We start from the raw sequence: 22,536 nt of genomic DNA on the forward strand, positions 1-22,536 counted from the left end.
AAAGCGTAGGAAAATGAGCTTTTCATGGCTTTATCACTAGCCCCAAATAGGCTTTCACAGTAGAATATGCGCTCTCTTCAAGTCACATTGCGGCATGGTCGCTCAGGCCTGCCCGTGGAGCCAAAATCAGCATGTTTATCGTGGCCGGTGCACCAGCACATTCTTCTTTCAAGAAAACTCAACTATTATCACGTTTAGCGTCAATTAGTTCTGTTCAATCTTTTGACAGCCAGTGGGTTTATCTGTTTGATCAAGCGCTCAGCGAGCAGCAGCATCAATCTGCCTTGCAACTTCTGAATGATGGTGAAATCTTTGAATTGCGCCAAGTTTCAGATGATGAAATACAAATTCTGGTAACACCACGCGTGGGAACCATTTCGCCATGGTCATCTAAAGCGACTGATATTTTCAAGAACTGTAATGTGCCGGTACATCGTCTGGAACGCGGTATTCTTTATACTTTAAAAGGAATTCCTGAGGTTTCTGCTGATGTGAAACTGGCTCTGCATGACCGTATGACCGAAAGTGTATTTGCTCAGATTGAAGATGCACAGGCGTTATTTAATGAGACTGCACCAAAACCTTTAAATTCAATTGATATTTTAGGGCAAGGTAAAGAGGCACTGGTTAAAGCCAATAATGAGTTTGGTTTTGCCCTGTCTGATGAAGAGATTGATTATCTGACCCAAGCTTTTACTAATATGGGCCGTAATCCGAATGATATTGAGCTGATGATGTTTGCTCAGGCTAACTCTGAACATTGCCGTCATAAAATCTTTGGATCAGAATGGACAGTAGATGGTGAAAAACAGCCATTATCCTTGTTTCAAATGATCAAAAATACTTATAAAGAATCTCCAACCGATGTTCTGTCTGCCTATAAAGATAATGCCTCTGTAATTGTAGGCTATGACACACAACGCTTTTATCCAAAACAGGATGAAAGTGGTCATTATGTGTATAAATATAAAAGTCAGGCTGCCCATATTTTAATGAAGGTAGAAACCCATAATCACCCAACAGCGATTTCTCCATTTGCCGGTGCAGCCACAGGCTCAGGTGGCGAAATCCGTGATGAAGGTGCAACAGGCCGTGGAGGTAAGCCAAAAGCAGGTTTAACCGGCTTTACTGTGTCTAATCTCAATATCCCTGGCTTTGAACAGCCTTGGGAAGAAAATTATGGTAAGCCATCTCGTATGGCTGCTCCGTTGCAGATCATGATTGAAGGCCCGCTGGGTGGTGCTGCATTTAATAATGAGTTCGGTCGTCCTGCATTAAATGGCTATTTCCGTACTTTTGAGCAAAATGTAAACGGTGAAGTTAAAGGATTTCATAAACCCATCATGATTGCTGGCGGTTACGGCAATATTCGTCCTGACCATGTTGAAAAAGATGCGATTCAACCGGGTGACCTGTTGATTGTACTCGGTGGGCCAGCTATGTTGATCGGTTTAGGTGGTGGTGCAGCATCTTCTGTTGACAGTGGTACGATGGGAGAAAATCTTGATTTTGCTTCGGTACAGCGTGAAAACCCTGAAATGGAACGCCGTTGTCAGGAAGTGATTGATACCTGCTGGCGTCTGGAAGATTTTAACCCGATTGTTTCTATTCATGACGTCGGCGCGGGTGGTTTATCTAATGCCATGCCTGAATTGGTCAATGACCATGAGCTGGGAGCTGTACTTAACCTGCGCAAGATTCCTTCGCTTGAGTCAGGCATGTCGCCAATGGAAATCTGGTCGAATGAAGCTCAGGAGCGTTATGTACTGGCAATCCGTCCAGAATCTCTGCAGCAATTTGAAGAAATCTGTGCTCGTGAACGCTGCCCGTTTGCTGTACTGGGTGAAGCAACGGAAGCACGTCATCTTACGGTTGAAGACCCGCTATTTGCGAACAAACCGGTAGATATGCCGATGCAGGTTATGCTGGGTGGCACACCACGCATGCAGCGTTCTTATGAGGCAGCACCTCGTCAGGGTAATGATTTTGATGCCTCAAAAGTTGATTTAAACGATGCAATTTTCCGTGTTTTGAAAAATCCGACAGTTGCTTCAAAATCTTTCCTCATCACAATTGGTGACCGCTCAATTACTGGTATGGTTGCGCGTGACCAGATGGTAGGGCCTTGGCAGGTTCCTGTCGCTGATGCAGCAGTAACTACCACCAGCCTGCAAGGCTATACGGGTGAAGCAATGGCAATGGGAGAGCGTCCTCCTGTAGCTTTACTGAATCCGGCAGCATCAGCACGTCTGGCAGTAGCAGAAGCAATTACCAACATTGCCTGTGCCAATATTGAACAGATTAGTGATATCAAGCTTTCTGCCAACTGGATGGCTGCAGCAGGCCAAAAAGGTGAAGATCAGGCCCTGTTTGAAGGTGTAAAAGCGATCGGTATGGAAATGTGCCCAGCCTTAGGAATTGCAATTCCGGTTGGTAAGGATTCACTTTCCATGCGTACCACTTGGAATGATAACGGTGAAGATAAAGCTGTAACTTCTCCAATGACCGGTGTGATTACAGCATTTGCACCTGTTGGTGATGTGCGTAAAACCATGACGCCCGAGCTGAAGAAACTTGAAGATTCAGTACTGGTACGTATTGATCTGTCTAAAGGCCAGTTCCGTCTGGGTGGTTCTATTTTGGCACAGGTTTATAAAGCAATCGGTACAGTTACACCAGATGTAGATAACTTTGATGAGTTTAAAGCGTTTTTTGCACTGATTCAGGATTGGAACAACCGTGGTCTGATTCAGGCATATCATGACATCGGTGATGGTGGCCTGCTGGCAACTGTTACAGAAATGATGTTTGCCTCACGTCTGGGTGTTGCACTAGAAGAGCAGTCAGTTGAAAGTCTGTTTGCAGAAGAAATTGGTGCAGTATTACAACTTAAAGCCACTGATTGGGAAGGACTGCAGGCAGAAATTTCCGAGTCTCTACTTAAAGATGCTATCAGCCTGATTGGTTCGGTAAATACGACCGATACTTTAAATGTAAATGGTTTAACGCTGGCACGCTCTGACTTGCAACAGGCCTGGTCGGAGGTTTCTCATCAGATTCAACGTTTACGTGATAATGTTGAAACGGCTGATCAGGAATATTCACTGATTACCAATGCTGATCATCAAGGTATTATTGCTAAACCAACCTTTGACTTAAATGAGCCAATTGAGGCACCATTTATCAATACACGTCGTCCAAATATGGCAATTCTGCGTGAACAGGGTGTAAACGGACATGTAGAAATGGCCGCGGCATTTGATAAAGTGGGTTTCAACAGTATCGATGTGCATATGAGTGACCTTTTAGCTGGTCGCGTAAGTCTGGACGAATTCGAAGGTCTGGTAACCTGTGGTGGTTTCTCTTATGGTGATGTGCTTGGAGCAGGTGGAGGCTGGGCAAAATCAGTCCTGTTTAATACCAAGTTGCGTGACCAGTTCGAGCAGTTTTTCCATCGTGAAGAAACATTCTCTTTAGGGATCTGTAATGGCTGTCAAATGTTGTCGCAGTTGGCGCCGTTAATACCTGGCGCAGAAAACTGGCCACGTTTTCACCGTAATACTTCTGAAGTATTTGAAGCCCGTACTGTAAACGTACGAGTAGAAAAATCAAATTCTGTAGTGTTAGAAGGAATGGAAGGTTCTATTCTGCCAATAGCCGTTGCACATGGTGAAGGTCGTGCAGTAATTTCTCATGACAGCTTGAGTAGCCTGAATGCTAATGGTCAAATTGCTCTGCGTTATGTCGATAGCTATGGCAACCCGACCCAGCAGTATCCTCTTAACCCGAACGGTTCTCCAGAAGCAGTGACTGGTGTAACCTCTAGAGATGGACGCGCGACTATTATGATGCCACATCCAGAACGTACTTTCCGTGCGATCCAGCATTCATGGAAACCAGAAGAGTGGAAGGAAGATGGAGCTTGGTTACGCATGTTCCGTAATGCCCGCAAGTTTATTGGTTAATTATACAAATATAAAAAAAGCCACCTGAGGTGGCTTTTTTTATATAAAAAATTATTGACTATTTATCCTTAGATGCCTTGGTATAAGGCTCAAGCTCATAAGCCTTTTCAACTTGTGGATGACGTTTCTTGTCGGTACTCACTTTTTTGGTCCAGAGTTCATCTTCAGATTTCTGTAACTGATCATTCATCTCCTGAGGCACAACATTTCTAAACAGATCACTTTTACCTTCAACGACATCAGCAATAACCTGATAAACTATTTCAGGCTCAAACTGTTCATGAGGAAAGGCCATTTGAGAGTAATCAAAGATCCACTCTTCAGGGTTGTTTTCCCAAGTTTTCCAGTCTTCAAACATCCGGTCATTGAAGCCTGTCAAAAAAGGTCCCGGATTTACAGTTGCAACCTGTACGCCAAATTCTTGCAGTTCACCATCCAGTGCTTTGGCAAATGCTTCAATCGCATGTTTGGAGGCTGAATAAGCTCCAATCAGGGGCCCGGCAGAAAGTCCGGCAACACTTGAAATGAAAATAATTTTTCCGCTATGTTTATCTACCATTTTACGAGCGAACTCTTGTGTTAACAGCATTGTGCCGAAAACGTTCACTTCAAATTGTTCACGCAAATTTTTCTCAGGTATATCGACCAAAGAGCCGGCTTTTGAAATCCCTGCATTATTAACCAAGACATCGATATCCCAAGCTGCAGCTTTTTCACGATCTTTTGGATCTGCAATATCAAGCTTTTCAAAGCGAATATTATTAAGTCCCTGAGCCTTAGCTTCCTGTTCCAGACTAAAAATCTGTGCTGCAATCTCGACACCTGCAATCACTTGATGATTCTTTGCCAAGAGAAATGCTGCGCCTTTACCAAAGCCGGTGCCCGCACCTGTAATTAGTACTGTTGCCATAAAATAATCCTGAGATTGTTATGAATTTTTTTACTATTCGGTAATTTATTCAGCTTGCCTAGTGACAATAACGTTGGCTATACGATATTAAAGACAGAGATAACAAAAAGGAGGTTCTATGTTAAAGCTGATTTACTTCGTTCCTGATGAGTATCTGGATTCTACCAAACAAGCAATCTTTGCCGCCGGAGCAGGAGGAATAGGAGATTATGAACATTGTGTATGGCAGGTAAAGGGAATTGGGCAGTTTAGACCAATGCAAGGAGCGGACCCACATATTGGTCAGGTCGGACAAATTGAACAAGTAGAGGAATGGCGGGGAGAATCAATTGTACCTGAAGAAAAAGCTGCTGCTGTTGCTCGGGCGCTAAAGAACAGCCATCCTTATGAAGAACCAGCATTCGAGTTTATTCAACTTCTCAACATACAATAGCAGAGCTGTTTTCAGCATCTTTATGAACAAACCAAAGCTGTAATAGGCGATTGAAGCAGGTTTTATTTTAAGAAAAATTTCCTTTTAAAATCTATTACCTTAGCCTACTTACCGCTCTATACAAAATAGCCTGTTTATACCTGTCTGCTTACTTTTATTAATAAAGTAAGCAGAAGCAAGAAAACCTATTTTACTTACTTGTACTCGATGACGCTCAAGAAAACTTTTTAAACTTTTTGTATAAAAAGTTCGCGATCAAAACGGTACTGTGGAAAGAATACACCATCTTTGGCCCGTTCACCTGCAGCAATCACCATGATTGGATATTGCTGGTCATTTAGTTCCAAAATCTGGCGTACCATCGGCTCATCAAAACCTTCCATCATGCAACTGTCAAAACTGTAGGCACGTAAAGCCAGTACCAGATTTTCACATGCCAGCGCTGTGGTCTTGCTTGCCCAGAGTTTGGCATCTGCAGGACTAAATGCAGAGACTGGCATCTGCTTATCCAGACTGCGCGCCACTTTAAAAGCAACTTTCTTAAAGTTGCCAAAAGCATTCAAATAGCCCGTTTTATAGTTATACGGAATATACTTGTAGTATTTCTTGATTGCTGGCGGCGCTTCTGGAAAAGGAAATTCATTGATATTACGTTTTGCCATTTCATCAATGCGGTCTGTACGTGAAACACAGACAATCAGTTCAGATGCAGTTTTGGCAGCGAGCTGGCTCATACAGGCTTTTATCAGCTGCTGTTTTTTATGAGTATCTTGAACTACGTAAAAAGTCCATGGTTGCAGATTGGATGAATTGGGTGCCAGTAAAGCTAAATCCAGACATGCATCCAGCACATCTTCTGGAATGGGCTTGTCAGTAAACTTACGTACTGAACGGCGACTTTCTACGACTTTTTTGAACTGCTCAACGTCAATATCCTGAGGTGCAGGTTCATAGTAACGTTTCTTTTCTGGCTGTTCACTGTCTTGGGTATAATTTTCAGTATTTGGCATAATTAAACAGTTCAATAGGAAGATTTAGAGAAAATCCTCAGAGGCAGAGGAGTATAGACAACAAAAAATCTGGACACATCTCATGTATCCAGATTTGAGCATAAAACTTAATTGAACTGTGTAAAGTCAGGTTTACGTTTTTGCATAAAAGCCTGTACAGCTTCCATCATTTCAGGAGATTTAACGCGCTGCATAAAAATTTCAGCTTCTTCATCAATGCACTCAATAATATTAGCTAAATCTTTTTTCATTAGCGCTTTAGTCTGTTTAATGGAGGCAAGCGGTAACTGAGTCAGATATTCGGCAGCTTTGTGAGCATAATCATAAACATCATTTTCAATAATCAAGTTAATAATTTTGGCATCTTCATAGATGTCATCCTTAATCACACGATTGACCAAGCCTACCTGTTCGGCAGTTTTTGCTGTGAATTTTTTAGCACTAAACAGCAGTTCAGCAGCACGATGGTAGCCTGCTTGCTTAACAAGAAGCTGGCTTGCTGCGCCTTCTGGAGAAAGACCTAAACTTACAAATGGAATCTGGAAAATGGCATCATCATCACTGTAGACCAGATCAGCATGCAACAGTATAGTTACTCCTATACCAATAGCTACCCCCTTAACCGCTACAATTAAAGGCTTTGAAAATTTTGCTGCTGATTTAAGCAAGACAAAAGGGGGCATATTGCCTGCTTTATCCTGTAAAGGCTGCTGGGTAAACTGCATGAAATCTTTCATGTCATTTCCTGCAGTAAAGTCATCATTTAAGCCACGAAGTATTACTACCCGTACATCACTAGAAATATCTGCTTCATCAAGTGCCTGAGCAATCCATAAATAAAGCTCACCATATAAGGCATTCTTGGCTTCAGGCCGGTCAATAGCCAGCGTAAGAATTCCGTGATCCAGTTTTGCTTTTAAATGTTGATGTGGTTGTTGTATACAGCTTAATGTCATCGTACTATCCATGCTTTAAATCATGATTTTATTATGGCTTATTATGTCGCATATCTTTTTTGAAAATGCAACTGATGAGTCATTAAAGCTCAGAACTTATGTCATATACTTTTGATTATCTTGTCTTCATCGGGCGTTTTCAGCCTTTTCATTATGCACATTTGCAGACGGTACAGGTTGCCTTAAGTCAAAGTCAGTATGTGATTCTGGCTTTAGGTTCAGCTCAAAATGAACGGAATCTCAAAAATCCATTCACAGCTTCTGAACGTGAAGAGATGATTTTGTCCAACTTTTCACCAGAAGATCAGAAGCGAATTATTTTTGTTCATGTCATTGATGTCTATAATGACGAAAAATGGGTAAAGCAGGTTAAAGCTTTAGTTAATCAGGTGGTTCAAACTGGCTCTAAAATTGGTCTGATCGGCCATTTTAAAGATGCATCATCATATTATCTGAAACTATTTCCAGAATGGACGATGGTTGAACTGGAGAGTCTGGAAGGTGCTATTTCTGCGACGCCACTGCGCGAAGCCTATTATCAGGGTATAATTAAAACAGAAGCTTTTCCGGCGGGTTCACAAAATTTTTTGAAGAATTTCCAGCATGGTCTGGTGTACCGTCAGCTACAGCAAAAATATAAAGAGCAAGACTATAGCAATATACAGTAATGAAGATTAAAACCTTTAAATAATTTAGCGATATTAGAGAGTTTATATGTCGAACCGGTTAAACTTGAAAACACACCTGTAGTCTGCTTCACACCTTTCTTAAAGAAATCAAGCAAGACTAAAGACCACAGATCTATAAAAATGCCGGCTAAAGTGCCGGCTTGCTATTAGAGTTTTTATAGTTTATTCCACTTCACTCATTGTGCGGATATCATCTAATACTTGAGCAGCATGACCAGCTGCGGTGACTTTACGGTAACTCTTCATTAGCTGGTTGTTATGGAACAGGAAGGTAGAACGCTCGATACCCATAACTTTTTTGCCATACATATTTTTTTCTTTAATGACATCAAAATGTTTGCACAGGATTTCATCCGCATCACTGACCAGCTCAATTTGTAGTTCCTGCTTAGTGGTAAAATTCTGGTGAGATTTGACTGAATCACGAGAGATACCCACGACAGTAGCGCCCATAGCATCAAACTGGTCTTTTAATTCAGTAAACTCAAGGGCCTGAGTAGTACAGCCGGGTGTAGAATCTTTAGGATAGAAATAGAGAACCAACCATGCAGATGGCACTTCAGATAAGTTGATCTCACCATTTGCGGTTGGGAATACGTGGTCAGGTAATTTAATATCTTCAGTACTCATGGTTTTCTCCAAAAACTAGCCACGAATGTGGCTAGCAAAATAATAAGGCAATTATTTTTTTGCCTGCGCTGATTTCATGGCTTCTTGGGTCAGGTTTTGCAGTTTTGAAGTTAACTGTGGACCGAAGCATGCTTGTAAATCACTATTTTGTTTTTGAACAAAAGCTAAACTGCTTGGGCTTTTCTTCTGGTTAATTGTGCTCTGGATTTCCCATTTTTGAGCATTGGTCAATTTACCATCTGCTTCTACAGCACAGGTACAGTATTTGCTTACTTCAGCAGCAGAGAGTTTCTTGCTTTTACCTGTTTCTGTTTTACAAACATTGATCAGGGCAGATTTAACATTTGTGCTTTTATAAGCCTGCTGAAGAGGATTTGCTTCTGCAGCATGGGTATTTACTGTTAACAGAGTAGCTGCTGAGAACAGGGAGGAAAGGAAAAGTTTTGATGCTAAGTTCTTCATAAATTGTACCTGGTGATTACGGTATATAACGTGTAGGGTCTTCAATACCTGCTTCTTGGAAACCTTGTTTACGAAGTCGGCAGCTATCACATTGTCCACAAGCACGTCCTTGGTCATCTGCCTGATAGCAGGAAACCGTCTGGCTATAGTCTACGCCATGTTCAATGCCCAAACGTATAATATTCGCTTTAGATAAATGTAACAGGGGTATTTCAAATTTTAAAGGCTTGCCTTCTACTCCCACTTTAGTGGCCAAGCGCGCCATATTGGCAAATGCTTCAATAAACTCAGGACGACAATCCGGATAACCTGAATAATCTACGGCATTAATCCCGATTACTATAGCCTCTGCATCAAATACTTCTGCAGCTGCCAAGGCATAAGACAAGAAGATGGTGTTACGGGCAGGAACATAAGTTACGGGTATGCCTGACTGTTCCTGTACAGGGACATCAATATTATGATCTGTCAGTGCCGAACCACCCAGATTGCCCAGGTCAATATTAATAACGCGATGTTCTACGCCGGCACGCTGAGTAAGTGCTTTAGCTGCATCCAGTTCAGTAGTTGAACGCTGACCATACATAAAGCTAATAGCGATACACTCATAACGTGCCTGTGCCCAAGCCAGACAGGTTGTTGAATCTAATCCACCAGATAATAAGACAATTGCACGCGAGCGCATATATTGTTTCTCCAATCTTTCTGTACCGTGATTAACGGCCAGTTTCATCATTCCAAAGTAGCTTGTGTAGTTGTAACTGGAAGCGAACGGGAAGCTGGTCATCTAGAATCCACTGTGCTAATTCACGAGCCAGTTTAGGTAATTGGGCTGCACCTTTTTCTACTGCAAACGCAGGAGAGAACCAGACTGTACTGACTTTCTGTTCTAGGGAGTACAGCGCAAGCTGCTCTTTGGCCCATTGGTAATCATCACGGTTACAGATAACAAACTTGATTTGATCATTTGAGGTCAGAAATTCTAGATTTGACATTAAGTTACGTGTAACTTCTCCAGAACTTGGAGTTTTTAAGTCTAGAACTTTTGATACGCGTGGATCAACTTTAGATACATCGAGTGCACCACTGGTTTCTAAAGAAACCTTATGTCCTAAATCACATAAACGTTGTAGTAAAACCAGACAATTCGGTTGTGCCAGTGGTTCTCCACCGGTTACACAGATGTAAGGTGTATTATAACTTCGGGCAGTTGCAATGATTTCTTCAAGTGACTGACGTACCCCTCCTTCAAAAGAGTAGGTCGTATCGCAATAGGTACAACGTAAAGGGCAGCCAGTCAGACGAATAAATACTGTTGGTAACCCCGCAGCGTTTGCTTCTCCCTGCAACGAATAAAAAATCTCCGTAATACGTAAACCAGCTGCCGGATCAGACACTGGAATAACGGAAGAACGTAAGGGATTCATAGCCCAATATCACCTTCTATAAAAAACAAAAATCTCTACGATCAGGCATGACCGTAGAGACCTTTAAACAGACAGAAAATTAGTCAGCGCGAAGCAGGTCATTTAGACTGGTTTTAGCTCGTGTCTGAGCATCTACCTTTTTCACGATAATTGCAGCATAAAGGCTGTATGTTCCATCTTTAGATGGCAAGTTCCCTGGTACAACAACTGAACCTGCAGGAACACGGCCATAATGGATTTCGCCAGTTTCACGGTCATAAATCTTGGTAGATTGGCCGATGTAAACGCCCATTGAAATGACAGAACCTTCTTCAACAATAACACCTTCAACAATTTCAGAACGTGCACCGATGAAACAGTTATCTTCAATGATAGTCGGGTTGGCCTGAAGCGGTTCAAGTACACCACCGATACCAACACCACCCGACAAGTGAACATTTTTACCGATCTGTGCGCACGAACCTACAGTTGCCCATGTATCCACCATTGTGCCTTCATCTACATAAGCACCAATATTCACATAAGAAGGCATAAGAACCACATTCTTAGCTTGGAAACTACCACGGCGAGCTACAGCAGGTGGCACTACACGTACGCCGGCTTCTTTAAACTGCTCTTCAGTCCAGCCAGAAAATTTGGTCTCGACTTTATCATAAAAACGTAGGTCACATGATTCGATTGGTTTATTATCATTTAATTTAAAAGATAATAAGACCGCTTTCTTCAGCCATTGATGAACAATCCATTCACCATCAATTTTTTCAGCTACTCGCAGTGTACCGTTATCCAGACCTTCAATAGCTGCTTCTACAGCTTGACGCACTTCTGACGGACAATCTGCTGCAGTAAAGTTGGCGCGGTTTTCAAAGGCCTGCTCAATAATAGTTGAAAGCTGAGTCATGATATTCCTTCCTGAAAAAATTTATGAGAGTTTACACTATTTGTGTATAAAAACAGCCAAAAACTAGCAAACTTTTCATCTATAAAGGTCTCTGGTACGGGTAAAGTAAATATGAAGCTTTTCGGAAATATTTTTACAAAAAAATATGTAAAAACAAGAAAAAACGTTAAATGTATCAAAAAATAACAGAAACCACGTAATTTGTGTCTAAAAACCCACTTAGGTTTTATCTAACATACAAGACACGAAACAATTATAGATTAAAAAACAAACTCTTCTGAGGAGATTAATAATGAAAGCTTTAAGAGTTTTAGCGACCGCTACTGTTTTAACCGCTTTTGCAGGTTCTGCATTGGCAGCTGATGAAATAATTGTCACTGAAGAAGGGGTTTCAACGTTCTCTTTCTTTAAACCAGCTTCAGTACGTGCAGAAGTTGGTACTACTGGTTACGGTGGCGCGATTTCATATAATGCCAATCCATATGTTGGTGTAACTTTAGGTTACAACGGTGGAGATATCTCTTGGTCAGATGACTTATCTGTAAATGGCTCAGATTATGACATCGATATGGATAACAATAATGTTTACTTAAATGCTGAGATTCGTCCTTGGGCAAACTGGTTCTATATGGCTGCTGGGGTAGCTTATGTAGATAATGATTACGACTTGGATCGACGCATAGGTGCTAGTGAAGGCTTCACTGTAAATGGAACTGATTTTGTTGCTGGTACTAGTGGTGCACGGATTAATGGTCAACTTTCTTATAAAAATAATTTAGCACCGTATGTAGGTATCGGTTTCTCTCCAGCAATTACTAACCGTTGGGGCGTATTTGGTGAAATCGGTGCATTTTATAATGGTAACCCAAATGTCAACTTGACAGCTTCTGGTACAGCTATCACTACTGAGCCTGGTACTGACTTTGCTACAGCAGTTGAACGTGAAGAACGTGATATTGAAAATGATAACAAATATGAATGGTTACCAGTAGCTAAACTGGGTGTAAGCTTCCGCTTCTAATCCAGTCAGCAATAAAAAACGGACTAAGGTCCGTTTTTTATTGCTTTTATAATTATTTAATCAAATTTAAAAATTGTTTTAAAAACTTTACTCTTCTGGATAGGCCACTTTCTTAAGTGCTTTTATGTCAGCTTCAGGTGAACATAACGAAATAAACTCGTAGCCATAACCACGTAATAAATGTCCCTTACGAACTGCTAACCAAGTGGTATTTAAACCAAAAATATCAGTTTGAATCTGTTTTAAGCGATAGTCGCGTTCCGCATCATAAGCGACGTTATTAACAATGCCTACCCCCATACCGAGTTCTACATAAGTTTTAATAACATCTGCATCAAGTGCAGACATTACTATATCAACTTCAATATTGGCTGTTTCAAAAGCCTTGTCAATTTTAGAGCGTCCAGTAAAACCGCCATGATAAGTAATGATTGGATAGTTAGCCAGATCTTCTAGACGAATATTTTCCAGTTGGGTTAAGGGATGATGCTGTGGAGTAATAATGCTGTGTTCCCATGTATAATATGGAACACTGGCCAGATTTTCTTCTGTTGTCAATGATTCTGTAGCAATACCAATATCAGCTTCCCCCTGTAAGAGCATTTCTGAAATCTCTACCGGACTGGCTTGTTGCAGGATGAGATGAACTTTGGGAAAAGCTTTTTTAAACTGGTTAACAATTGGTGGGAGAACATAACGCGCTTGGGTATGAGTGGTAGCAATGGTAAGTGTACCTTCATCAACTTTGTTGAAATCATCAGCTAACCGCTTGATATTTTCTGCATCGACCAGCATACGCTCAACAATATTCAAAAGAGATTGGCCAGGTTCTGTCAGACCTAGCAGACGCTTACCTTTACGAATAAAAAGCTGTACTCCCAGTTCATCTTCAAGATCTTTAATATGTTTGCTAACACCTGACTGTGATGTATAGAGTGCCGCTGAGGCTTCAGTCAGGTTAAAATTCTGTCTTACCGTTTCCCGAATAATTCTAAGTTGCTGAAAGTTCATCTGGATTACCTCAAAAAAGAGTGGGGCATATACAGCCCCTTTATTATATTTACGCGACCTGATCTTCAAACAGGTGTAGGGCAGAAGCACTGATCCATACATTCTGCTGTGCCCTGAACTGGTGCTGTTTTACTTCTTCTGGTGAAAGTGTGATTTCAATCAGATTACCATTGCGGTCCTGCAATTCTGCTACAACATTACCAGCAATCCAGATTTCACGCAGAAATATTGCCTGAATCGTATTATCTTGCGGTTGAGCGTGAATACGTAATTCATCAGGACGGGCAAACGCAACAACTTTTCCCTGTGCAATTTCCACACTATGAGGAAGCTGGATACGGTCTTGTCCAATCTGGATAATGCCTTGCTGATATTGCCCTTCAAAACGGTTGGCCTGACCCAAGAAATCAAATACAAATGGCGTAGCTGGTTTCTCATAGACTTCCCGAGGTGAACCAATCTGTTCAATATTACCTTTATTCATCACCACGATTTGATCAGCAACTTCAAGCGCTTCTTCCTGATCATGGGTAACAAAGATGGAAGTGATATGAAGTTCGTCATGTAAAGTTCGTAACCAGCGACGTAACTCTTTACGAACTTTCGCGTCAAGCGCACCGAAAGGCTCATCTAGTAATAAAACTCGCGGTTCTACTGCAAGCGCACGCGCTAAAGCAATACGCTGACGTTGTCCACCTGAAAGTTGGGCTGGATAACGATCTGCCAGAAATCCTAATTGCACCAGATCTAACAGGCGGGTTACCCGTTTTTTAATTTCAGCTTCCGATGGTCGGGTACTGCGGGGACGTACACGCAAGCCAAAAGCAATATTGTCAAATACGCTCATATGTCTAAATAGCGCATAATGCTGAAATACAAAACCTACCTGACGTTCACGAACATGTACATCAGTCGCATCGCTACCTTCTAGCAGAACCTGTCCGCCGTCTGCCGATTCAAGACCGGCAATAATCCGGAGTAAAGTCGTTTTACCACAACCTGAAGGGCCAAGCAGGGCAACCAGTTGACCTTCAGGAAAATCGAGTGAAATATTTTTTAGTGCATGGAATGCACCAAAGTGTTTTTCAATATTTTTAACTTGAATACTCATGGGGTCATTCCTTAATAAGAGGCTGAATCATCATTACGCTTAGCTTGTTTTTCCTGCCCGAGTTCTACCCAGGTTTTCAGGATTAATGTCACAATTGCCAGTAATGCCAGTAGTGATGACACAGCAAAAGCGGCACTGAAGGTATATTCGTTATAAAGAATTTCGACATGCAGGGGTAATGTATTGGTTTCCCCACGGATATGACCAGATACAACTGAAACTGCGCCAAATTCACCCATAGCTCGTGCATTACATAAAATTACGCCATAGAGCAGGCCCCATTTAATATTGGGTAAAGTCACTTTCCAGAAGGTCTGCCAGCCAGATGCGCCCAGTACAATTGCAGCTTCTTCCTCTTCATTACCTTGTGACTCCATTAATGGGATCAGTTCACGTGCTACAAATGGCACAGTAATAAATATTGTGGCTAAAACAATCGCAGGAGTGGCATACAAAATTTTAATATCGTTATCTATCAGCCATTCTCCCAGCCAGCCTTGAGATCCAAAAATTAGGACCAGCATCATACCGGCAATAACAGGCGAAACCGAAAAGGGCAGATCAATAATGGTGGTCAGAATAGACTTGCCTCTAAAGTTAAATTTGGCTACACACCATGCAGCAGCTACGCCAAAGACTACATTAAGAGGTACTGCAATCGCTGCTGTCAATAAAGTCAGTTTGACTGCAGATAAAGTATCCGGATGGATCAGCGCCTGAAAGTAAACCCCGACACCCTGCTTAAAAGCTTCAACGAATACCAGAATAAGAGGAAGAACCAGACAGCTTAGAAAAAATAGCAGACCGATAGTGAGTAATAGATAGCGTACCCAAGCTGCTTCCCGGGTCGCATCGCGTGACTGCAGTTTTTCTGCCAGTGCATTGCTATTGGTGGTTAAACTCATCTTGTGGTTCTCCCGGTACGACGGCTGGCCCAGGCCTGCAACAGATTAATCAGAAATAAAATCGCAAATGAAATTAAGAGCATAACCACAGCAATAGTGGTCGCAGCCGCATAATCATACTCTTCTAGTCGTGAAATAATCATGAGAGGAGCAATCTCGGTTTCAAAAGGCTGATTGCCTGCAATAAAAATTACAGAGCCGTATTCGCCCACTCCCCGAGCAAAAGCAAGTGCAAAACCGGTTAAAAGAGCTGGAAATAGAATAGGTAAGATAATTTTAGTAATAGTCTGAAAACGGGTTGCACCTAATGCAGAAGCCGCTTCTTCCAGTTCAGTTTCTACATCGCTTAAAACTGGTTGTACCGTGCGCACGACAAAAGGCAGACCAATAAAAATTAGTGCCAGTGTAATCCCGATAGGGGTATAAGCGACCTGAATGCCTAAAGGCTCCAAATACTGTCCAATCCAGCCAGTGGGTGCATAAAGAGAAGTTAAGGCAATACCTGCAACTGCAGTAGGTAGCGCAAAAGGCAGATCGATCAAGGCATCTACCAGCCGTTTTCCTGGGAAACTGTAACGTACCAGACACCAAGCCAGTAGTAATCCAAAAACAACATTAATAAAAGCGGCCAGCAATGCAGTCGTAAAACTGAGCTGCAGAGATTTTAAAATACGCTCTGAACTCAGAATTTCCCATAAACCATCCCAGCCAATACCTAGCGACTTGATAAATACCGCAGAAAGAGGGATCAGAACAATTAAAGACAGATAAGCAAGGGTAAAGCCTAAAGAAAGACCAAATCCTGGCAGCACTCGGGAACGCTGCAACATGTTAACTCCTCAAAAGAGAGTATGCCCACTTAAAATAAGCAGGTGAAATAAAACTGAAAAAACTGCTCAAGCATATTCATGAGCTTTTAAATTGCAAATCTGAAAAACAACTCAGTATTATCAGTAATATTGATATTTAAGCTGTTTTTCTCTGCAATTAAAAAATCGAAAATCTCCGGAAAAGGCCCGAAGCCGGAAGCTACATTAATATGACCTACTTTACCCAAGCTAACTGGTTTTAGATTCCAGGCATTAGCAAAAAACTGGGCATCTTCAAGCTTAAACCACGGATCATTGTCACTGATGATTAGCTGGGCCGGGACACGGATTTTTAGATTCTGAAAATATTCTGCATAGTTATATTGACTGTTCCGTGCAAAACCGGCCTCACCAAAACGTTCAGGATTAGCTGGAGCGACCAGTACCAGATTTTTGATTCTGTGTGCCAGCTCGGGATATTCGGCAAGTGCGGCGATGCTGGTCAGACAGCCAAAGCTATGCGCTACAATCTGGAGAGATTCCTGATGCAAACTTACAGTTTTCACAAACTGGGCAATCCATTCCTGAAGTATTGGCATATTCCAGTCTGTTTGCTGTACACGGGAACAGGACCTGAGCTGTCTTTGTAACCAGGATTGCCAGTGTTCATATTCACTGCCACCTACGCCCGGTACAATTACTGTATGTATTGAACTCATGTCTGATCCCCCGGTTTACACAGAACTCTACTTTTGACTGTTATTGATTTTTACAATCTGGTCAAATACACCGCCATTTTCGAAATGCTGCTTTTGTACCTTATTCCAGCCACCAAATTCCTGATCAATTGTGACCAGCTTCAGCGGTTTAAAAGTACTACTATATTTTTTCAGGACTGCCTCATTACGTGGTCGGTAATAATTACGGGCAACCAGATCCTGTGCATAAGGTGAATACAAGAAGTTTAGATAACCTTTTGCAACATTCAGATTCCCTTTTTTGGTTGCATTTTTTTCTACAATCGCTACAGGCGGTTCAGCCAGAATAGATAAAGAGGGCGTAATAATTTCAAACTTGCCAGGCTGTTCACGTACTGCCAGAAAGGCTTCGTTTTCCCAAGCCAGCAGCACATCACCAATACCACGTTCAGCAAACGTCGTAGTGGCTCCGCGTGCGCCAGAGTCAAGCACTTTGGTATTTTTATAAATCTGGCGAACAAACTCCTGTGCCTTGGCATCATTACCCCCTGGCTGGTGCTTTGCCCATGCCCAGGCTGCCAGATAATTCCAGCGCGCGCCTCCAGATGTTTTAGGGTTTGGAGTAATAATTCCTACTCCCGGTTTTACCAGATCACCCCAGTCTTTTATTCCCTTCGGATTGCCTTTACGTACCAGAAATACAATAGTTGAAGTATAAGGTGTCGAATTCTGTGGTAATTTTTTCTGCCAGTCAGCAGGTAATAATTTTGCTTTTTCAGCAATTACATCGATATCAGCAGCAAGTGCCAAAGTCACCACATCAGCTTCCAGCCCATCAATCACCGAGCGTGCCTGCTTACCTGAACCGCCATGAGACTGGCGTAAATTCAGGTCTTGACCGGTACGTTGTTTCCAGTAAGCACCAAACTGCTTATTTACCTGATCATAAAGCTCACGCGTTGGATCATAAGACACATTGAGAAAATCTTTAGCTGCAAAGCTTGCAGTAGAGGCCGAAAGTAATGCTGCAATTATTCCAATTTTTACTTTTGAAAATTTCATATTTTATCCCCAATATTTTGCATAAGCATAAAAACATGAAAGCAGAATAGCGCTAGTCTTTATCCATAAAAAAATAATAAAAAACGAATTCATTATGAAAAATAAAGAAAAAGAAAATATACTTCTGTTTCTAAACTAAGTTGCAGAATCAACTGGATACTTCATATCGATGCTGTTTTTCAAGAATGCTGAGAAAATAGAAAATGTTCCTATTGAAGACCGGGCTTTTCAGTATGGAGATGGCTGTTTTACGACAGCCCGGCTGCGGAATAACCAGATAGAGCTGCAAGATTTACATTGGGCTCGGCTGCGGAACAGTTGTGAGCGTCTATATCTTGATGCTGATTTTGACCTGATTGATAAAACGCTTGAACAGCTACAAAATCATTATCCGGTATTAAATGGTACGTTAAAAATACTGATCAGTCGCGGGACGGGGCAGCGCGGTTATAGTTTGCCTGAACATCCGGCCGATATTTATATACTGTTTTATCCTAAAGCCAGTGAAGTGATTAGACCGCAGCTGATCCGAAGTGGTGTGCTAAATCAGGCTATAGGTTTATGTATGCCGAGTCTGGTAGGTATTAAATCTTTGAATCGTCTGGAGCAGGTGCTACTTAAAAAGGAAGCCGAAATGCAGGGTTGGGATGAGGCACTGGTCACCGATGTGCAGGGAAGTGTTGTTGAAGGCGTGAGCAGTAATTACTTCGTTTTTCAAAACAATACATGGTTTACACCGGAACTTCGCTATAATGGCGTCCACGGTGTGATGCGGGCGACAATCCTGTCACGCATGCAGCGGGAAAATATCGTCTGCGAGCAGCGTTTCATCGACATGGAAAATATTGGGCATTTTCAGAGCCTGTTTTTCTGTAATGCATTAAGCCCCATGAAAATTGTTACTCAACTTGGACAGCGGAGCCTGGATTCCCAGCCTTGTCTGGATTTATTCCGTATTTTGCAACTGGATCAGATTAGCTAGTTTATGCCGAAACCTCACTCAACTCCGAAAAAAAAGAATGCTAAACCTACGTTCCCTGCTGTACTGACGATTATTGCAGGCCTGTTCATACTTGGCTTGGTGGTGCTCTGGTCAAGCCTGTTTAAAGATTATCCGGTAAATGGGCCAAAACAAATGCTGGCAATTAATCCGGGAGACACCTATTCAGGTTTTATTGACCGGCTGGCTGAAGACGAAAAAATCAGTTTTCCAATTATTTTAAAGCTTTACCAGAAACTGGTCATCCATGACACATTAAAGGCTGGTGTATATGAAATCCAAAAAGGCATGAGTGTTCGGCAAGTACTTGAACTGATCTCGAACGCTGAAAATGCCCAGATGAACCGGATTTTAGTGATTGAAGGCACGACCTTTAAGCAGTTACTTGAAAATCTGAAAAAGGACCAGCTGGTTACTCATACTATTACTCATTTACCAGAACAGCAGCTATTAAAGGAATTGAATATTCCTTACAGCCATCCGGAAGGGCTATTTTCACCAGACACTTACTTCTTTGCAAAAGGTGAAACCGACCGCAAGATTCTAACCCATCTCTATACACGCCAGATGAAAGCACTGGATGAGGCATGGCAAAACCGGGCCAGTGGTCTACCGTATAAAGATAAATATGAAGCACTGATCATGGCTTCTATTATTGAAAAAGAGACCAGCATTGATAGTGAACTGCAACAGGTTTCCGGAGTGTTTGTGCGCCGCCTGAAAATGGGAATGCGCTTACAGACTGACCCGACCGTAATTTATGGTATGGGGGATAACTATAAAGGTAATATCACCCGAAAGGATCTGCGTACACCAACGCCTTATAATACCTATACAATTTCTGGCTTGCCGCCAACGCCAATAGCTTTGCCAAGTAAAAAAGCGATTGAGGCAGCAATGCATCCGGATAACTCAAATAATATTTACTTTGTTGCCACCGGCAATGGGGGGCATAAATTTAGCGCCAGCCTCGAAGAACATAACCGTGCAGTACAGCAATATCTATCTGTACTGCGAGCTAAAAATTAGGAGAGTAGGATGTTTATCAGTTTCGAAGGTACAGAAGGCGTAGGAAAAACTACTCTAATCCGTGAAATTTATGCACATTATGAGCAAAAGGGTGCCGAGATCATACTCACTCGTGAACCGGGCGGAACACCTTTAGCTGAACAGATTCGTGCACTGTTACTCTCTGTTAGTCATGATGAAAAGATGAGTGATGATACCGAGCTTCTGCTGATGTATGCAGCAAGAGCCCAACATTTACAACAGGTCATTTTACCTGCGCTTCAGGCCGGTAAAACAGTTTTGTGTGACCGTTTTACCGATGCCTTATATTCCTTTTTCTCTAATGTAAATGTAATAAGTAGGCTATAATATGCATGTTTTTTAAAAGATTTTTATTTAATACCTTGTTTTAATGTAAACATGTAAGATTTTTTAGAAGTTTGTTTGTTAGTGGAAACCTTGGTAACTGTATTTATAACGAGAATTTAGCTATTTATCTTCTATAAATGTAAACACAATTTAAACTTAATTAGCTTCAGGAAGTGTTGTAAGTCTTTTTTCAACTGGATTTTGAGTTTATGGCTTTTAACTCAAAATACAAAAGTTCTAAATTTAATGCTCAATTTCTTGTATTAAAAAACAACTTTCAAAAATTCTGTATAGATTGCAATGGCATAAATTTGCATGATCGCAATATCCTCACTGTAATTTCATACGATCTTCCAAAAATGTGAATTCTCAATGTTTAATTTTTCATAGATAGAAGCAATTTCATCATTTAGTAATATGAAAGTATGGAAATATGCTTTATTTAGAGAGAAATGTTTTTTATGCCTTGGCGACATGAAAAAAGAACGAGCTGATCAGTGTATGTTTGATGAAAACTTTAATCCAGTAACATTAGATGAATTTAGGTTGAAGTAAGCTTATCATCGTCATAGGTTCTAAGTATCCAAAAATATACTGATCCAAATTCAAGCTAGAAGTATCAGCTTTAATGGAGAGTGAGGGAGTTTAGGAAAAATATCTTTCTTTGCTTAGAGGTTGCTCGCTGGGAAATTCTTGAATAACCCTTGCAGCTTTAATTTCATCTAAAATGAAAGATACAGATAGAACCTCTATCTTATGATTTTGGAAAAAATCCTTATCCATGATCCGAGTTAATATAGTAACTGTTATAAATGTTTATTTTTATTAAATTTTTATTAGAAATCATCTGTTGTGTATTTTAATAATCTTATCTATTGTTTTTATTTTTAGGTTGCAATAATCAATCTGATAATCAATTTCTTCTCTATATTTTTTTATTGAATAGCAAAATTCTGGGTAAGATAAAGTTAACTCATTAATGAATTCAGCCTGTTTTATCAAAAAAATTAACTCTTTTTTTAGTTTGTTCTTTTGAATATTTAAAGGATTTCTTGATTCATTCTCGATCAACTGCTTTCTCAATTCTTTTAATTTTTGAGTTTCACTATATAAATAAGATTTTTTCTTAAATAGCGATCTTTGAGCAACTAAGTAGTCATTTTTTGATAATAATTTTATAGCTGCATACATCTCTTCTTTTAAGCTTTTAATATTGGAAGAATCCAACTGATCTGTTTGTCTAATAATCTCCCAAAAACACTTAGCTTCCCAATCCTCAATTTCATAATTTTTTATTATTTCAAGAAGTTGGTCAGCCAATGGAATATTAAATTTAATCATTGTGGAAACCTTTAGAAAGTAAAAGGGGATTATAGTCCGTGGATGTTTAGTCCTCAATTGGTGATATTTCTTTTTTTTGAGCAGTTTGTTCTAAATGTCAGAATTATCGAAAGTAATTGGTTGTTCAATCCGTAACAAAAGAAAAGAGAAAAATATCACTCAAGAATCACTCGCATTGCAATGTGGAATTGATCGTAGTTACATGGGACGTATTGAACGTGGTGAGGTCAATATCACGGTAGAAAAACTATATGAAATAGCATCAGCTTTGCAAATTTCAGCCAAAGATTTGATTCCTTAGTTTCATTCAAATAAAAACTAAAAATCTAATTTAGGTTTAAAACTACCAACCTAAATTAGGTGTATCTGTTTTATTTTTATTATTGCCTGAAGCTCTTTTTCTTATTTTTCCTCTTAATTTTAAGAGTTCTATTGGAGATAAAGGAGGCTCTGGCAGAAATGAATTAATCTCATCTAACATTTCCAAAGCCCGTAAAATAGCTATCAGGCCAGCCAATCGAACATCTCCTTTCTCTGCTTTTAGCACTGTCCTTTTTGAAACCCAGGCTCTGTCTGCGACTTCTACTTGTGTCATGTCTCGGTTTAATCGTGCTCGCTTTAACCGTAGCCCAATTACTTCGGCAATGTAGGAAGGATTATCACTTTTATGAAATTTCATTTCTTAAATTTGAAGTATTAATAAACTAACTTAAAGATATTCTTTCTACATGGAATCACCAAATATCCCTGAAGTTAACGTTAAGTGCCAAAATCTGTACTTAATAAAGATTTTTATAGGATTAAGTGCAAGATATTGC

The 22,536-nt window shown here is 40.7% G+C and carries 23 protein-coding genes and 1 pseudogene; 8 read left to right on the top strand and 16 right to left on the bottom strand.

Annotation, left to right across the window (positions count from 1 at the left end):
* Positions 1-131: 131 nt before the first annotated feature.
* On the top strand, positions 132-3,965 hold the full coding sequence (gene purL / locus J502_RS04330; protein WP_005406641.1) for a phosphoribosylformylglycinamidine synthase: 3,834 nt from the start codon (positions 132-134) through the stop codon (positions 3,963-3,965).
* A gap of 58 nt (positions 3,966-4,023) precedes the next feature.
* On the opposite strand, the gene J502_RS04335 is transcribed toward purL, so the two are convergent.
* Positions 4,024-4,875, bottom strand: coding sequence for an SDR family oxidoreductase (locus tag J502_RS04335; protein WP_005406775.1), 852 nt, complete (start codon positions 4,873-4,875; stop codon positions 4,024-4,026).
* 118 nt (positions 4,876-4,993) lie between these two features.
* Between J502_RS04335 and J502_RS04340 the strand changes: the two genes are divergently transcribed.
* On the top strand, positions 4,994-5,308 hold the full coding sequence (locus tag J502_RS04340; RefSeq protein WP_034683217.1) for a YqfO family protein: 315 nt from the start codon (positions 4,994-4,996) through the stop codon (positions 5,306-5,308).
* Positions 5,309-5,535: 227 nt separating this feature from the next.
* Here the strand turns inward: J502_RS04340 and J502_RS04345 are convergent, their stop codons facing one another.
* Entirely contained in the window at positions 5,536-6,318 is a 783-nt protein-coding gene (locus tag J502_RS04345; RefSeq protein ID WP_005406875.1) for a nitroreductase family protein, read from the bottom strand.
* A gap of 107 nt (positions 6,319-6,425) precedes the next feature.
* Positions 6,426-7,274: an enoyl-CoA hydratase-related protein gene (locus J502_RS04350; protein ID WP_005406841.1), complete on the bottom strand. Its 849-nt coding sequence runs from the start codon at positions 7,272-7,274 to the stop codon at positions 6,426-6,428.
* A 98-nt stretch (positions 7,275-7,372) separates the two neighbouring features.
* On the opposite strand from J502_RS04350, the gene J502_RS04355 reads away from it, so the two are divergent.
* Positions 7,373-7,942: a nicotinate-nicotinamide nucleotide adenylyltransferase gene (locus J502_RS04355; protein ID WP_005019331.1), complete on the top strand. Its 570-nt coding sequence runs from the start codon at positions 7,373-7,375 to the stop codon at positions 7,940-7,942.
* A gap of 183 nt (positions 7,943-8,125) precedes the next feature.
* Here the strand turns inward: J502_RS04355 and J502_RS04360 are convergent, their stop codons facing one another.
* From J502_RS04360 to dapD, 5 genes are all read right to left on the bottom strand, one after another.
* A complete protein-coding gene (locus J502_RS04360) occupies positions 8,126-8,593 on the bottom strand; it encodes a peroxiredoxin (protein WP_005406881.1) in 468 nt (155 codons plus the stop codon).
* A 51-nt stretch (positions 8,594-8,644) separates the two neighbouring features.
* Complete coding sequence (locus J502_RS04365; protein ID WP_005019333.1) at positions 8,645-9,055, bottom strand: hypothetical protein; 411 nt, start codon at positions 9,053-9,055, stop codon at positions 8,645-8,647.
* A 16-nt stretch (positions 9,056-9,071) separates the two neighbouring features.
* Complete coding sequence (queC, locus tag J502_RS04370; RefSeq protein WP_005406799.1) at positions 9,072-9,740, bottom strand: 7-cyano-7-deazaguanine synthase QueC; 669 nt, start codon at positions 9,738-9,740, stop codon at positions 9,072-9,074.
* A 31-nt stretch (positions 9,741-9,771) separates the two neighbouring features.
* Positions 9,772-10,482: a 7-carboxy-7-deazaguanine synthase QueE gene (gene queE, locus J502_RS04375; RefSeq protein WP_005404417.1), complete on the bottom strand. Its 711-nt coding sequence runs from the start codon at positions 10,480-10,482 to the stop codon at positions 9,772-9,774.
* Positions 10,483-10,561: 79 nt separating this feature from the next.
* The gene (gene dapD, locus J502_RS04380; protein ID WP_005406690.1) at positions 10,562-11,383 is read right to left on the bottom strand and encodes a 2,3,4,5-tetrahydropyridine-2,6-dicarboxylate N-succinyltransferase; all 822 of its coding nucleotides are present in this window, start codon (positions 11,381-11,383) and stop codon (positions 10,562-10,564) included.
* Positions 11,384-11,675: 292 nt separating this feature from the next.
* Between dapD and carO the strand changes: the two genes are divergently transcribed.
* Entirely contained in the window at positions 11,676-12,404 is a 729-nt protein-coding gene (gene carO, locus J502_RS04385) for an ornithine uptake porin CarO (protein ID WP_005406596.1), read from the top strand.
* 87 nt (positions 12,405-12,491) lie between these two features.
* On the opposite strand, the gene J502_RS04390 is transcribed toward carO, so the two are convergent.
* The 6 genes from J502_RS04390 to J502_RS04415 all read right to left on the bottom strand — a co-directional run bounded on the left by J502_RS04390 (position 12,492) and on the right by J502_RS04415 (position 18,000).
* Positions 12,492-13,415, bottom strand: a complete 924-nt coding sequence (locus tag J502_RS04390; RefSeq protein ID WP_005406575.1) for a CysB family HTH-type transcriptional regulator — start codon at positions 13,413-13,415, stop codon at positions 12,492-12,494.
* Between the two features lie 49 nt (positions 13,416-13,464).
* Complete coding sequence (locus J502_RS04395) at positions 13,465-14,526, bottom strand: sulfate/molybdate ABC transporter ATP-binding protein (protein ID WP_005406885.1); 1,062 nt, start codon at positions 14,524-14,526, stop codon at positions 13,465-13,467.
* A gap of 11 nt (positions 14,527-14,537) precedes the next feature.
* Positions 14,538-15,431, bottom strand: coding sequence for a sulfate ABC transporter permease subunit CysW (gene cysW, locus J502_RS04400; protein WP_005406544.1), 894 nt, complete (start codon positions 15,429-15,431; stop codon positions 14,538-14,540).
* A complete protein-coding gene (gene cysT, locus J502_RS04405; protein WP_034683221.1) occupies positions 15,428-16,261 on the bottom strand; it encodes a sulfate ABC transporter permease subunit CysT in 834 nt (277 codons plus the stop codon). Before cysT ends, cysW begins: the two co-directional genes overlap by 4 nt.
* A gap of 86 nt (positions 16,262-16,347) precedes the next feature.
* Positions 16,348-16,959 carry an RBBP9/YdeN family alpha/beta hydrolase gene (locus J502_RS04410; protein ID WP_005406538.1) on the bottom strand — a complete coding sequence of 204 codons (612 nt, stop codon included), beginning with the start codon at positions 16,957-16,959 and terminating at the stop codon, positions 16,348-16,350.
* 27 nt (positions 16,960-16,986) lie between these two features.
* Positions 16,987-18,000, bottom strand: coding sequence for a sulfate ABC transporter substrate-binding protein (locus J502_RS04415; protein WP_005019352.1), 1,014 nt, complete (start codon positions 17,998-18,000; stop codon positions 16,987-16,989).
* 169 nt (positions 18,001-18,169) lie between these two features.
* On the opposite strand from J502_RS04415, the gene pabC reads away from it, so the two are divergent.
* The 3 genes and pseudogenes from pabC to tmk form a co-directional block, all read left to right on the top strand.
* On the top strand, positions 18,170-18,982 hold the full coding sequence (gene pabC / locus J502_RS04420; RefSeq protein WP_005406808.1) for an aminodeoxychorismate lyase: 813 nt from the start codon (positions 18,170-18,172) through the stop codon (positions 18,980-18,982).
* A 3-nt stretch (positions 18,983-18,985) separates the two neighbouring features.
* Complete coding sequence (mltG, locus tag J502_RS04425) at positions 18,986-20,029, top strand: endolytic transglycosylase MltG (RefSeq protein ID WP_005406733.1); 1,044 nt, start codon at positions 18,986-18,988, stop codon at positions 20,027-20,029.
* 9 nt (positions 20,030-20,038) lie between these two features.
* Positions 20,039-20,344 (top strand): annotated as a pseudogene (tmk, locus tag J502_RS04430) (dTMP kinase); the annotation flags it as partial.
* An 876-nt stretch (positions 20,345-21,220) separates the two neighbouring features.
* On the opposite strand, the gene J502_RS04435 reads toward tmk, so the two are convergent.
* Positions 21,221-21,718 (bottom strand): hypothetical protein, encoded by a 498-nt coding sequence (locus tag J502_RS04435; RefSeq protein WP_034683224.1) that lies wholly within the window; start codon positions 21,716-21,718, stop codon positions 21,221-21,223.
* 94 nt (positions 21,719-21,812) lie between these two features.
* Here J502_RS04435 and J502_RS04440 point away from each other — a divergent pair, with 94 nt between their 5' ends.
* The gene (locus J502_RS04440) at positions 21,813-22,019 is read left to right on the top strand and encodes a helix-turn-helix domain-containing protein (protein ID WP_034683227.1); all 207 of its coding nucleotides are present in this window, start codon (positions 21,813-21,815) and stop codon (positions 22,017-22,019) included.
* 42 nt (positions 22,020-22,061) lie between these two features.
* Here the strand turns inward: J502_RS04440 and J502_RS04445 are convergent, their stop codons facing one another.
* Complete coding sequence (locus J502_RS04445; protein WP_034683230.1) at positions 22,062-22,397, bottom strand: helix-turn-helix domain-containing protein; 336 nt, start codon at positions 22,395-22,397, stop codon at positions 22,062-22,064.
* Positions 22,398-22,536: the final 139 nt, after the last annotated feature.

This window comes from Acinetobacter sp. 1294596 (assembly GCF_000582925.1).
Classification (GTDB): domain Bacteria; phylum Pseudomonadota; class Gammaproteobacteria; order Pseudomonadales; family Moraxellaceae; genus Acinetobacter; species Acinetobacter radioresistens.

Coding starts and splice junctions, on each gene's coding strand:
- purL (WP_005406641.1), top strand. CDS start 132: ATGTTTATCGTGGCCGGTGCACCAGCACATTCTTCTTTCAAGAAAACT.
- J502_RS04445 (WP_034683230.1), bottom strand. CDS start 22,397: ATGAAATTTCATAAAAGTGATAATCCTTCCTACATTGCCGAAGTAATT.
- J502_RS04390 (WP_005406575.1), bottom strand. CDS start 13,415: ATGAACTTTCAGCAACTTAGAATTATTCGGGAAACGGTAAGACAGAAT.
- cysT (WP_034683221.1), bottom strand. CDS start 16,261: ATGTTGCAGCGTTCCCGAGTGCTGCCAGGATTTGGTCTTTCTTTAGGC.
- pabC (WP_005406808.1), top strand. CDS start 18,170: ATGCTGTTTTTCAAGAATGCTGAGAAAATAGAAAATGTTCCTATTGAA.
- J502_RS04360 (WP_005406881.1), bottom strand. CDS start 8,593: ATGAGTACTGAAGATATTAAATTACCTGACCACGTATTCCCAACCGCA.
- J502_RS04365 (WP_005019333.1), bottom strand. CDS start 9,055: ATGAAGAACTTAGCATCAAAACTTTTCCTTTCCTCCCTGTTCTCAGCA.
- queC (WP_005406799.1), bottom strand. CDS start 9,740: ATGCGCTCGCGTGCAATTGTCTTATTATCTGGTGGATTAGATTCAACA.
- J502_RS04395 (WP_005406885.1), bottom strand. CDS start 14,526: ATGAGTATTCAAGTTAAAAATATTGAAAAACACTTTGGTGCATTCCAT.
- mltG (WP_005406733.1), top strand. CDS start 18,986: ATGCCGAAACCTCACTCAACTCCGAAAAAAAAGAATGCTAAACCTACG.
- J502_RS04345 (WP_005406875.1), bottom strand. CDS start 6,318: ATGCCAAATACTGAAAATTATACCCAAGACAGTGAACAGCCAGAAAAG.
- carO (WP_005406596.1), top strand. CDS start 11,676: ATGAAAGCTTTAAGAGTTTTAGCGACCGCTACTGTTTTAACCGCTTTT.
- J502_RS04340 (WP_034683217.1), top strand. CDS start 4,994: ATGTTAAAGCTGATTTACTTCGTTCCTGATGAGTATCTGGATTCTACC.
- J502_RS04350 (WP_005406841.1), bottom strand. CDS start 7,274: ATGACATTAAGCTGTATACAACAACCACATCAACATTTAAAAGCAAAA.
- dapD (WP_005406690.1), bottom strand. CDS start 11,383: ATGACTCAGCTTTCAACTATTATTGAGCAGGCCTTTGAAAACCGCGCC.
- queE (WP_005404417.1), bottom strand. CDS start 10,482: ATGAATCCCTTACGTTCTTCCGTTATTCCAGTGTCTGATCCGGCAGCT.
- J502_RS04335 (WP_005406775.1), bottom strand. CDS start 4,875: ATGGCAACAGTACTAATTACAGGTGCGGGCACCGGCTTTGGTAAAGGC.
- J502_RS04410 (WP_005406538.1), bottom strand. CDS start 16,959: ATGAGTTCAATACATACAGTAATTGTACCGGGCGTAGGTGGCAGTGAA.
- J502_RS04355 (WP_005019331.1), top strand. CDS start 7,373: ATGTCATATACTTTTGATTATCTTGTCTTCATCGGGCGTTTTCAGCCT.
- J502_RS04440 (WP_034683227.1), top strand. CDS start 21,813: ATGTCAGAATTATCGAAAGTAATTGGTTGTTCAATCCGTAACAAAAGA.
- cysW (WP_005406544.1), bottom strand. CDS start 15,431: ATGAGTTTAACCACCAATAGCAATGCACTGGCAGAAAAACTGCAGTCA.
- J502_RS04415 (WP_005019352.1), bottom strand. CDS start 18,000: ATGAAATTTTCAAAAGTAAAAATTGGAATAATTGCAGCATTACTTTCG.
- J502_RS04435 (WP_034683224.1), bottom strand. CDS start 21,718: ATGATTAAATTTAATATTCCATTGGCTGACCAACTTCTTGAAATAATA.